This is a genomic window from Streptomyces sp. NPDC003300 (assembly GCF_040610915.1).
GTDB lineage: Bacteria > Actinomycetota > Actinomycetes > Streptomycetales > Streptomycetaceae > Actinacidiphila.
The window spans coordinates 18,437-29,357 of the sequence record NZ_JBEXNE010000047.1 but is presented as its reverse complement, the minus strand read 5'-3'; the positions used below and the strand labels follow the sequence as shown (position 1 = coordinate 29,357).

The following is a 10,921-nucleotide window of genomic DNA, read 5'->3' as shown; positions in this document are numbered from 1 at the left end:
GCCAGGGCCGTGGCCGCCGCCGCGGCGCGGGCCCGCAGAGCCCCCAGGGAGACCGAACCGGCTTCCGAGGCAGCGGAGTTGGCCGAGTCCAGCGCGGTGGCGCCGTGAGCCGCCTGCCCAACCGCCGCGACGACGAGGTGCGCCGCCTGCTGGACACCCCGCACCCGGTGGTCCCGCTCGATCTCACCGCCCGCGCCGCCGCCCGCGGACGCCGGATCGTACGCCGCCGCCGGGTCGTCCGACTCACCCTGTGGCTGGTGCTGTTCGCGGCCGTCGTGGCCGGTCTGGTCCTGGCCGCGGTGGCGTGGCCCGACCACTCGGCCCCTACGACGCCGACGGACGGCAGTTGGTGGTCGGCGACGGACTGACGCCTTTCGTGGGAAAGGCGCCGGGCCCGTACGGTACGCGGCGCGCGCGACCGTACGGGCCCGGAAGTTCACGCTCTCACGACCGTGTCACGACCTCAGCCGAGGGCCTGCGCCAGGTCGGCCAGCAGGTCGTCCGCGGCCTCGATGCCGACCGACAGGCGTACCAGATCGGCGGGCACCTCCAGCGCGGAACCGGCCACCGAGGCGTGCGTCATACGGCCCGGGTGCTCGATCAACGACTCGACGCCGCCGAGGGATTCGCCGAGCGTGAAGAGCTCCGCGCGGTCGCAGACGGCGACCGCCGCGTCCTCGCCGCCCACGACGCGGAAGGACACCATGCCGCCGAACGCCTTCATCTGCTTGGCGGCCACCTCGTGCCCCGCGTGCTCCGGCAGACCGGGGTAGTACACCTGCGCCACCTTCGGGTGCGCGGCCAGCATGCCGGCCACCCGCGTCGCGTTGGCGCTGTGCCGGTCCATCCGTACCGCGAGCGTCTTGACGCCGCGCATCACCAGCCACGCGTCGAACGGCCCGGCGACCGCGCCCATCGCGTTCTGGTGGTACGCCAACTCCTCGCCCAGGCCCGCGTCCGAGGTGACCAGCGCGCCGCCGACCACGTCGGAGTGGCCGCCCATGTACTTGGTCGTGGAGTGCACGACGACGTCCGCGCCGAGCGCCAACGGCTGCTGGAGGTAAGGGCTCGCGAAGGTGTTGTCGACCACCAGCCGCACCCCGGCCTGCCGGGCGACCCCGGCGACCGCCGCGATGTCGGTGATGCCGAGCAGCGGGTTCGAGGGCGTCTCGACCCAGATCAGCTTGGTCTCCGGCCGGAGCGCGTCCCGTACCGCCTGGACGTCGGAGGTGTCGGCCACCGACCAGCGCACGCCCCAGCGCTCCACGACCTTCGCGAAGAGCCGGAAGGTGCCGCCGTACGCGTCGTTCGGGATCACCACGTGGTCGCCCGGCGCGAGCATCGTACGCAGCAGGCAGTCCTCGGCCGCGAGCCCCGAGGCGAAGGCGAGGCCGCGGCTGCCGCCCTCCAGCGCCGCCAGGTTCTCTTCGAGGGCGGTCCTGGTCGGGTTGGCCGACCGGCTGTACTCGTAGCCGCCGCGCAGGCCGCCGACACCGTCCTGCTTGTACGTCGACACCTGGTAAATCGGCGTCACCACGGCCCCGGTCTGCGCGTCCGCGGCCTGGCCGGCGTGGATCGCGAGGGTCTCGAAGTGCTGGTGGCCGATGTCCTGGTGCCCGATGTGCTTGTCGCTCATGGCCCCGAGCGTAGTGCCGCCGTCAGGCCCGCGCCGACAGCCTCGCGCGCAGCACGGCCGCGCTGCGCTCGCACCACTCGGCGTTTCCCCGCTCGAAGGCGAGGCCGCGCAGGCACGTCAGATACGGGCCGATGCGGGTGCCGTGGCGCAGGAAGTCCTCCTCGTCCCGGTCGCCGCGGAGCTTGCCGAGCAGGGTCGTGAACAGCTCGGCCTTCGCCGCCGCGAAGGCGGCGCGCTCCATGAGCTGGGCGATGACGGCCTCGGTGCCGAGGCGGTCGGCGGTCTGAACCTTCACAAGGAGTTCATCACGGATGAAGGACGGTTTCGCGGGCGCCGCCGCGAAGCGTTCCAGTTCGGCGAGGCCGGCGTCGGTCACCTGGAAGAGGCGCTTGTTCGGCCGCGTGTCCTGGACGACCTCCCGGCCGGTGACCAGGCCGTCGCTCTCCAGCCTGGTCAGTTCCGCGTAGAGCTGCTGGGGCAGCGCGTGCCAGAAGTTGGCCACGCCGACGTTGAACGCCTTGGCCAGCTGGTAGCCGCTCAGCTCCTCGTCCAGCAGCGCCGCGAGCACCGCGTGGCGCAAAGCCATCGCCCGGCCTCCTCCCGTCCGCCCGGTCCGTTGTACGCTCGACATGCTACTCAAGAAAGTGACTAATCAGATGCACGACTAGGGGGTCCGCCCAGGGCAGCCCTCCAGAACCGAAGGAGCAGCCGCCGTGACCGCGACGGACGCCGTGACCGCAGACCCCTCCGCCTTCCGCGCCGCCGTCGAGTCGGGCGACGTCGAGGCCCTCAGCCGCCTGTTCACCGACGACATCCGGCTCTACAGCCCGGTGAAGTTCACCCCGTTCGAGGGCAAGCCGCTCGTCGTCGGCCTCTTCCACGTCCTGGTGCGCACCTTCGAGGACTTCCGCTACATCGGCCGGTTCGACGGCTCCGCCCGGACCACCGGTGACGGCACCGACGCCCCGTCCGCGATCCTGCTCTTCCGCGCCACCGTCAACGGCAAGGAGATCCACGGCATCGACATGCTCCAGTTCGACCCGGCCGGGCTGATCAAGGAGATCACCGTCATGGTCCGCCCCCAGTCCGCCGTCCAGACCCTCGGCGAAGCCGTCCTCGCCGGCCTCGTCGCCGACGGCCTGGCCCCGGCCCCGCGCTGACGGCCGACGGCTCGGCCCGCACAGGAGGCAGGGGGCAAGGGGTGGATGACGTGACCGGGGAAACGCCGCTCGCGGCGGATGAGGCGTTGCGCCACGTGACCGGGCTGGCGCGGGCCGGGACGCCGGTTGCCGCCGGGGTGCGGGTGAGTGTGAATTTCCATCCGGACCGCGGGGGGATGCTGGAGGCGCTGGGACGGGAGGGCGTGTACCGGTCGCAGTTCGTGACCGGTACGAGCAACGGGGGCCTGACCGCGTATCCGGGCGGAGACCGGTGGCGGTGGGAGAGCCGGATCTTCGGGGGCGCGTACGACCGGGCGGACGGGCGGGCACGGCCGGTGTACGGGGCGTTGAACTTCCGGCGCGAGCGGGTCGGCGCGGCCCCGCGCTTCGGGTCCGCGCACTTCCGGCTGCGCGCCGGGACGCTGGCGCGGGCGACCTTCTGCTATCCGGACAGCGCCCGGGAACCGTCCGACTTCGGGGTCGAAGGGACGGTGTCGGCCCTGGTGGAGCTGGCCCGCGCGGACACCGCGGCCGGGCGGGGGGACGCGCTCGACGGCTATGTGGAGGCGCAGGTGCACGGTCCCGTGGTGCTCGCCGAGGACGTGGAGGCGCTGGTGCTCGACCCGAGCCACCGCGGCACCGCCGTGGAGGACGCCGCGCGCCTGCTGCCGTGCCCGCTGGAGTGGCACGCCGGTTTCCGCCTCGCCGTCACGGAGTTGCGCCGCCACCCGGACTACCGGGGACCGGAATTCGTCGCGCTGGGCGCCGAGATCGCGGAGGGCGGATTCCTCGACCCGCGCGTCATCGGCGAGGCCGCCCGCACCGGCCGCCACGACCCGCAGTCGCTCAAGCGCGTCTGGCACTGCGTGGCCCGCTTCGGGGCGCCGCCGGAGGGTCAGGCGGTTGTGGTGGGGGAGGTCGGGGAGGTGGGGAGGCGGTAGTCGGACAGGGAGAGCATGCGGCGGTGCTGGGGGCGCAGACCCGTGATGTGGAGCGGGAGCGCGAAGGCGGTGCAGCGGGCGTGCAGGCTGCTCAGGAAGCGCAGCGCCGTCGTGTCCATGAAGGGGACGGCGTCGAAGTCGAGGTGGACCCCCCGCAGGCCGGGGCGCAGCGCCAGTTGGGCCTGGGTCAGAGCCGGGCGCGCTTCGAGGTCGATGTCCCCGCACGGCCGGAGGGTGAGTATCCCGTCGTCGTCCAGCGCGGTCGGACAGGTGAAGGGAGCCGTGGCGTCCATGGCGGTCTGTGTCCTCTCTCGAATCTCGAAGGGTCTGCACCCTTGGACACCGTGGGCGGACGGACATCACGCGCGGGGACGTACCCGGTGAAAACGGGCGGTCTCAGACGATCGCGGTGACCGTCACCGACACCGTGACCGGCGTGGTCAGCGTCTGCGGATACGTCCTGTAGACCGCCTCGACGACCGCCTCCCGCACGTGCTGGGCGACCCGGGCCGCCTGGTAGCCGGTGCGCACGGCCAGCGAGACCGTGACCGCGCACTGCGCGGGGTCGGTCCGCCACCGCACCGTGACACCGGGGGCGGTACGCGAGCGCAGGCGGTCGGTCAGGCGCGGGCTGAGGTAGGCGACGCCGGGGACGTCGACCGCGGCGGCGCCCGCCGCGGTCGCGGTCTCGCGCTCTTCCGGTGTACGGGTCAGCGGGTTCATCGGGTCAGCCCTCCCCGGAGGTCGCGTCGTTGAGCGGGCGGTCGGCCGCCGCCCCGTCGTCCAGGACGTCCACCACCGACACATCCACCGCGGCGACGTCCAGGCCGATCACCGCGTGCGCCGCGTTCATGACGCGTTCGCGGACCGCCGCGGCGGCCTCGGGGACGGTACGGCTGAGGACGACGGCCACTTCCAGGCGGACCCGCAGCGGCACGCGCGGCAGCGGCAGCCCGGGCAGTACGTAGCGCGCGGGCTCGCGGGCCGCGGTGATCCGGCAGCTCCCGGCCACGACACCGGGAACCGCGTCCGCGGCCTGCCGGAAGAGCCGGGCGGCGGCGGTCTCGGTGATCCAGTCGTCGGCCGCGGGGTCGCCGAGCGGTACGAGGCGGCCGGGCCGCAGTTCCGTCCGCACCAGGTCCATCACGCGGGCGGCCAGATCGGGCGCGGGCAGGTCGCGTACCGCCAGCGCCTGGTGCACGGCCTGGTCGAGCTGGGCCAGTTCGGCGAGCGAGTCCCGGCAGTGCGGGCAGTCCTCGTGGCCGGGGGCGGGCTCGCCGCCCTCCCACAGATCGGCCAACGAGGCGTCGCAGGGCAGGAGTTCGTCGTCTAGCGCCATGTGTCCATCGCCTCCGTCAGATAGCGGCGGGCGCGGAAGATCCGTCCCCGGACGGCCGGTTCGCCGATCCCCACGGCGGCGGCGATCTCGTCGTACGACAGGCCGTGGAATTCGCGCAGCACCCAGCACGCGCGCTGCTCGGGTGTGAGCCCGGCCAGCGCGCGGTGCAGCGCCTCGGCCGACGCGGCGGACTCCGCGGCGCGGACGGGCGAGGACTGGTACTCGGGCGCGGCCGGTTCGACGATCGAGTCCAGCGGCTGAGTGGGGCGGCGGCCCCTGAGGACGTTGAGGCAGCGGTTGGTCACGATGCGGTACATCCACGTGCCGAAGGCCGCGTTCCTGCGGAACTCCGGCAGCCGCCGCCACGCGCTGACATACGCGTCCTGCACCGCGTCCTCCGCCTCGGCGTCGTTGCCGAGCAACCGGCGTGCCAGGCGCAGCAGTTCGCCGCTGTGCCGCCGTACCAGGATCTCGAACGCCTCGTCGTCGCCCTCGCTCGCGCGGGCGACCAGCAGGTCTTCCTCCCGCCCGGACGCCGGGGGCTCCGGCTCGGGCGGGGGCACATGCGACGGCGCCCCGTCGGACGCCTCACCGGACACGGCACCGCGCCGGGTCCTCGGCGGCGAGCAGAGGCACGTACAAGCAGGTCAACGTCGTCCGTCCAACAGGTGATCGCGGTCCACGGGGGTGTGCCGTACGGCACCGGGTTCGTGCGAGCGGCAGCGGCGTGCGGGGGCGCCGGGGTGGGACAGCCCCGGCGCCCCCGGAGAACGGCTACTGCACTCGTCCCTCGGCGGGGGTGTCGTCGTCCTCGTCGGGCAGGTGCACGTCGACGATCGAGACGTTGACTTCGACGACCTCGAGGCCGGTCATGCGCTCGACGGCGGAGATCACGTTCTCCCGTACGTCGGCGGACACATCGGTGATGGCGACGCCGTACTCGACCACCAGCTCCAGGTCCACGGCCGTCTGCCGCTCGCCGACCTCGACCTTGACGCCGCGGGTCACGTTGGGGCGGCCACCGGGGACGCGGTCGCGGATGGCGCCCATGCTGCGGGCGAGGCTGCCGCCGAAGTCGTGGACGCCGAGCACCTCACGTGCCGCCATGCCCGCGATCTTCTCCACGACGGAATTGGCGATGGACGTACGGCCGCGCTCGGCGGGCACGCGGAAGGCGCCGTCGGCCCGCTTCTCCAGGCCCTGCCCCTTGCTGCCGTCGTCGTCGCGGTCCGTGCTGGTGCGCTGGGGCGAAACCGGCGCTTCGGCCTTCGTCGTGGTCATACCGGGTCTCCTGGTGTTCGCAAGTACACCGGCCGGGTCGCGCGGATCCACTGACGCGGATCGCACGACGGTGGATCGTACGAATACGCCGACCCTACGGTGCATGTGGCGGCCTCATGGGCCCTGACATTCTTAAGACACCCCTGATCCGGAGACCTCACGCGCGAATCCGGGATCTTCTCGAAGAGATTCCCGCGCGGGTCGGCGGGAGCGGGCCCGGCCCGGGTTCTGAGGCTCCGCACCCCCGGTCCCGGCGGGGCTCAGACGTCGGTGCGCACCCAGAGGCAGAAGGGGTGACCGGCCGGGTCGAGGAAGATCCGCGTGTCGTCCTCCGGCTGGTGCGCGGCGAGGGTGGCGCCGCAGGCCAGGGCGGTGGCGGTGCCCGCCGGGAGGTCGGTGACCTCGAAGTCGAGATGCAGCATCATCTGCTGCGCGGCGGGGGCGGAGGGCCAGGTCGGCGGGGTGTAGAGGGGCTCGGTCTGGAAGGACAGGCCCGTGCCGCCGCCGGGCGGGTTGAGCTTGACCCAGTCGGGCTCCCGCGCGGTGACCTCCCAGCCGAGCAGCCGCCGGTAGAAGTCGGCGAGCGCCGTCGCGTCGGGCGCGTCGAGGACGACGGCGGTGAAGGTCGTACGCAGTGGTGCGGTCGGCTCTGGCATCGGTCTCCCCTGGTCGCGGCGGGCCGGGCGGGCCGGGCGGGCCGGGCGGGCCGGCCCGGCTCTCGGGCGTGCGGCCCGTCCGCGGTCCAGCGTGGCACCGGGCACCGACAATGCGGCGCCGCCTCTCCGCCGCCGGACGGACCGACCGGCGGAGGGGAGGCGGGGGGCCCGCCGCGCTCCCCGCTCAGGCGGGCGTGCGCTCGCGCAGCGTCAGCGTCCCCTTCCTGATCGTCGCCAGCCGCGGCGCCCGCTTGGCGATGCCCGAGTCGTGGGTGACGAGGATGAAGGTGAGGCCGCGGTCGCGCCAGAGCCCTTCGAGCAGGCCCATGATGTCGTCGCGGGTGCCCTCGTCGAGGTTGCCGGTGGGCTCGTCGGCGAGCAGCACCTTGGGCTCCTTGACCAGGGCGCGGGCGATGGCGACGCGCTGCTGCTGGCCGCCGGAGAGTTCGGAGGGCAGGTGGGTCAGCCGTTCGCCGAGGCTCACCGACTCCAGTGCCCGCGCGGCGCGTTCGCGGCGGGCCGCGCCCTTGACCCCCATGGGTACGAGGGCGGTCTCGACGTTCTCCTGCGCGGTGAGGGTCGGGATGAGGTTGAAGCTCTGGAAGATGAAGCCGATGTTCTCCGACCGCACCTTGGTGAGCTTGGCCTCGCCGAGCTTGGCGAGGTCGACGCCGTCCAGCTCCACGGCGCCCGACGTCGGGCGGTCGAGGCCGCCGAGCATCTGGAGGAGCGTGGACTTGCCGCCGCCGGTGGGGCCCTGGATGACGAGCTGGTCGCCGTCGGCGATGGCCAGGTCGATGCCCTTGAGGGCGTCCACGGTGGCCTTGCCGCGCCGGTAGCGCTTGGTCACGCCGGTCAACTGATACATGGTCAATTTCTTCTGGACGAGGGGCTATTCGACGCGGCGCAGGGCGTCGGCGGGGCGCAGCCGGGAGGCGCGCCAGCCGCCGAAGGCGCCCGCGATCAGGCCGCCCGCGACGGCCAGGCCGACGGCGAGGGCGATGGTGTGGACGCTGACCGGGGCGCTCAGCGCGATGTCGACGGTCTTGGCGGCGGAACGGGCCGGGCCGCCGAAGCCGCCGCCCCCGCCGCCGCCCGCACCGCCACCGCCTCCGTTGGAGCCGAGTTGAGCGCTGAGCGTCGGGCTGATCGCGGTGACCGCGTACGCCCCCGCCAGGCCGAGCGCGATGCCGAGGACACCGCCGAGCAGCCCGTTGACCAGCGCTTCGCCCATCACCTGCCGGGTGACCCGGCCGCTCTTCCAGCCGAGCGCCTTGAGCGTGCCGAATTCCCGTACCCGCCTGCTGACGGCGGAGGAGGTGAGCAGCCCCGCGACCAGGAAGGCCGCGACGAGGACGGCGATCGACAGCCACTTGCCGACGTTGGTGGCGAGCGAGGACGCCGTCGACAGCGAGCCGGAGACGGTGGAGGCCAGATCGGCCGAGGTGGTGACCGTGGTCCCCGAAATGTTCTTCTGGATGGCCGACTTGACGCTGTCGATCTGCTGCGAGCCGGACGCCTTGACGTACACCGTGGTGATCTTGTCCGCGGAGTCCGAGAGCGTCTGCGCCTGTTTCAGCGGCAGGTAGAGGTTGGCCGCCGCCTGGCCGCTGTCGGCGGTCGCGATGCCGATGACCTTGTACTTCGTGTCCTTGACGGTGACCGTCGAGCCGACCGAGAGCTTGTTCTCCTTGGCGTACGCGGAGTCGGCCACGGCGACCTCGGCGTCCGCCTGGGCGGCGGTGAAGGTGGTGCCCGAGGTGATCTTCGACGAAGTCAGCGGGCCGAGCGCGAGGTTGGAGACATCGACGCCGTACACCGTGTAGCTGTTGGCGTCGAACTGCGCGCCGCCGCCCCGGACTTCGCCCTGCGGCGGGGTGTTCCCGCCGCCGCGCCCGCCGCCGCTGCCGCCGGAGGTGCCCTGCTTCTGCTGGAACTGTCCTTGCGTGAACGAGCCGTCGATCTTGAGCACTTGGAGGCTGAGGCCGCCGACCGCGCCCGCGACGTGCTGCTGGCCGCTCACCTTGCCGACGACCGAGGACGCCAGCGTCTGGAAGCCCTGGACCATGACGCGGTCACTGCTCTGCGTCTTTCCGTCGCTGTTCGCGTCGAAGTCGAACTTGGGGCGGGTCGTACCGCCGCTCGCGGTGGCGGCGGGCGCGGCCTTGGTGACGGTCATGTCCGTACCGAGGCCGTACAGCGACTGGAGGACCTTGTCCTGCGCCTGGCCCATGCCGGACGAGACGGAGTTGACGGTGATGACCAGCCCGATGCCGAGCGCGAGGCCCAGGGCGACGACGAGTGCCGCCTTGCGTCGGCGGCGCAGCTCGCGCCGGAGATACGTGAAGAACATCCGATTCCTCGTGGGTGGCAGTGGGTGGAGCCGGGAGTGGAGTGGACGCGAGGAGGGGGTGCGTCCACTCCGCTCCCGCTGCCGCGAACGCTAGGAATCAGCGGTGACGTTCCGGTGAGGCGGGTGTGAGGGAGTGCTGAGAAACAGGGTGCCGCGATGAGCCGGGGATAAAGCCCGGGTGAGGAGTTCCTTGAACAGCTCTCCCACGGGCCCTGCACAGGCCCGTGACAGTTCGCTCGGGAAGTCTGACGCGGGGTGCGACCCGCACCCCGCGGGAGTCACCGCGGGCCGGGCCGCCTGCCCCCGGTCAGCGGACACCCAGCAGGTGGTCCATGGCGAGCTGGTCGAGCGCTTCGAAGGCCATGCCCCGCTCGGCCGCCGCCGTGACGTCGAAGTCCTCGTACGCGCCGCGGTCGGCGAGCAGTCCGGCCAGCCGTCCGCCCAGCGTGTCCTCCGCGCCGAGCGTCGGCAGGGCCAGCTCGTCCAGGCGCGAGGCCCGCAGCGCGGCCTGCACCTCGGGGTCGGCGCGGAAGGCTGCGGCGCGCTCCTTGAGGATCAGGTAGTTGCGCATGCAGCCCGCGGCCGACGCCCACACCCCGTCGTAGTCCTCGGTACGCGGCGGCTTGAAGTCGAAGTGCCGCGGCCCCTGGTATCCGGCGGTCTCCAGCAGGTCGACCAGCCAGAAGGCGGAGCGCAGGTCGCCCGCGCCGAAGCGGAGGTCCTGGTCGTACTTGATGCCGGTCTGGCCGTTGAGGTCGATGTGGAAGAGCTTGCCGTGCCACAGCGCCTGGGCGATGCCGTGCGGGAAGTTGAGCCCGGCCATCTGCTCGTGGCCGACCTCGGGGTTGACGCCGACGATGTCGGGGCGCTCCAGCGAGTTGATGAAGGCCAGCGCGTGGCCGACGGTCGGCAGCAGGATGTCGCCGCGCGGCTCGTTCGGCTTCGGCTCGACCGCGAACCGCAGGTTGTAGCCCTGCTCGGTGACGTACTCGCCGAGCAGGTCGAACGCCTCCTTCATCCGGTCGAGCGCCAGCCGTACGTCCTTGGCGCCGCCGGACTCCGCGCCCTCCCGGCCGCCCCACGCCACATACGTCTCCGCGCCCAGCTCGGCGGCGAGGTCGATGTTGCGGAGGGTCTTGCGGAGGGCGAAGCGGCGGACATCGCGGTCGTTGGCGGTGAAGGCGCCGTCCTTGAAGACGGGGTGCGTGAAGAGGTTCGTGGTCAGCATCGGGGTGGTCATCCCGGTGGTGTCCAGCGCCTGCCGGAACCGCTTGACCAGCGCGTCGCGCTCCGCGTCCGTCGAGCCGAACGGGATCAGGTCGTCGTCGTGGAAGGTGACGCCGTACGCGCCCAGCTCGGAGAGCCGGTTGACGGACTCGACCGGGTCCAGCGGGGCGCGGGTGGCGTCGCCGAACGGGTCGCGGCCCTGCCAGCCGACGGTCCACAGGCCGAAGGTGAACTTGTGCTCGGGGGCCGGGGTAAGACTCTCGGAAGTCATTGCGACTGGCTCCTATTCGTCAGACTGTTAAACAAATTAGTATGCGAGACCAGCGAT

At 72.5% G+C, this 10,921-nt stretch carries 14 protein-coding genes; 3 read left to right on the top strand and 11 right to left on the bottom strand.

Features of this window, described 5'->3' with window-relative positions:
* Nucleotides 1-104: 104 nt before the first annotated feature.
* Nucleotides 105-368: a hypothetical protein gene (locus ABZX65_RS35515; protein WP_355349932.1), complete on the top strand. Its 264-nt coding sequence runs from the start codon at nucleotides 105-107 to the stop codon at nucleotides 366-368.
* A gap of 95 nt (nucleotides 369-463) precedes the next feature.
* Here the strand turns inward: ABZX65_RS35515 and ABZX65_RS35510 are convergent, their stop codons facing one another.
* Nucleotides 464-1,636, bottom strand: coding sequence for a cystathionine gamma-synthase (locus ABZX65_RS35510; protein ID WP_355349930.1), 1,173 nt, complete (start codon nucleotides 1,634-1,636; stop codon nucleotides 464-466).
* 22 nt (nucleotides 1,637-1,658) lie between these two features.
* Nucleotides 1,659-2,222 carry a PadR family transcriptional regulator gene (locus tag ABZX65_RS35505; RefSeq protein WP_355349927.1) on the bottom strand — a complete coding sequence of 188 codons (564 nt, stop codon included), beginning with the start codon at nucleotides 2,220-2,222 and terminating at the stop codon, nucleotides 1,659-1,661.
* Between the two features lie 127 nt (nucleotides 2,223-2,349).
* On the opposite strand from ABZX65_RS35505, the gene ABZX65_RS35500 reads away from it, so the two are divergent.
* Nucleotides 2,350-2,796 (top strand): nuclear transport factor 2 family protein, encoded by a 447-nt coding sequence (locus ABZX65_RS35500; protein WP_355349924.1) that lies wholly within the window; start codon nucleotides 2,350-2,352, stop codon nucleotides 2,794-2,796.
* A gap of 50 nt (nucleotides 2,797-2,846) precedes the next feature.
* On the top strand, nucleotides 2,847-3,737 hold the full coding sequence (locus tag ABZX65_RS35495) for a DUF3626 domain-containing protein (RefSeq protein ID WP_355349921.1): 891 nt from the start codon (nucleotides 2,847-2,849) through the stop codon (nucleotides 3,735-3,737).
* On the opposite strand, the gene ABZX65_RS35490 is transcribed toward ABZX65_RS35495, so the two are convergent.
* From ABZX65_RS35490 to xylA, 9 genes are all read right to left on the bottom strand, one after another.
* Nucleotides 3,692-4,030, bottom strand: coding sequence for an STAS domain-containing protein (locus tag ABZX65_RS35490; protein WP_355349918.1), 339 nt, complete (start codon nucleotides 4,028-4,030; stop codon nucleotides 3,692-3,694). The genes ABZX65_RS35495 and ABZX65_RS35490 overlap by 46 nt on opposite strands.
* Nucleotides 4,031-4,133: 103 nt before the next feature.
* Entirely contained in the window at nucleotides 4,134-4,460 is a 327-nt protein-coding gene (locus ABZX65_RS35485; protein ID WP_355349915.1) for an Asp23/Gls24 family envelope stress response protein, read from the bottom strand.
* A gap of 4 nt (nucleotides 4,461-4,464) precedes the next feature.
* Nucleotides 4,465-5,076 (bottom strand): hypothetical protein, encoded by a 612-nt coding sequence (locus ABZX65_RS35480; RefSeq protein WP_355349913.1) that lies wholly within the window; start codon nucleotides 5,074-5,076, stop codon nucleotides 4,465-4,467.
* Nucleotides 5,067-5,639, bottom strand: a complete 573-nt coding sequence (locus ABZX65_RS35475) for an RNA polymerase sigma factor (protein WP_355349938.1) — start codon at nucleotides 5,637-5,639, stop codon at nucleotides 5,067-5,069. The genes ABZX65_RS35480 and ABZX65_RS35475 overlap by 10 nt, the downstream gene beginning before the upstream one ends.
* 211 nt (nucleotides 5,640-5,850) lie before the next feature.
* A complete protein-coding gene (locus ABZX65_RS35470; RefSeq protein WP_355349910.1) occupies nucleotides 5,851-6,357 on the bottom strand; it encodes an Asp23/Gls24 family envelope stress response protein in 507 nt (168 codons plus the stop codon).
* A gap of 260 nt (nucleotides 6,358-6,617) precedes the next feature.
* Entirely contained in the window at nucleotides 6,618-7,013 is a 396-nt protein-coding gene (locus ABZX65_RS35465) for a VOC family protein (RefSeq protein ID WP_355349907.1), read from the bottom strand.
* A gap of 184 nt (nucleotides 7,014-7,197) precedes the next feature.
* On the bottom strand, nucleotides 7,198-7,881 hold the full coding sequence (locus ABZX65_RS35460) for an ABC transporter ATP-binding protein (protein ID WP_355349904.1): 684 nt from the start codon (nucleotides 7,879-7,881) through the stop codon (nucleotides 7,198-7,200).
* A 24-nt stretch (nucleotides 7,882-7,905) separates the two neighbouring features.
* Complete coding sequence (locus ABZX65_RS35455) at nucleotides 7,906-9,366, bottom strand: ABC transporter permease (protein ID WP_355349901.1); 1,461 nt, start codon at nucleotides 9,364-9,366, stop codon at nucleotides 7,906-7,908.
* Between the two features lie 307 nt (nucleotides 9,367-9,673).
* A complete protein-coding gene (gene xylA / locus ABZX65_RS35450; protein WP_355349898.1) occupies nucleotides 9,674-10,864 on the bottom strand; it encodes a xylose isomerase in 1,191 nt (396 codons plus the stop codon).
* Nucleotides 10,865-10,921 lie beyond the last annotated feature (57 nt).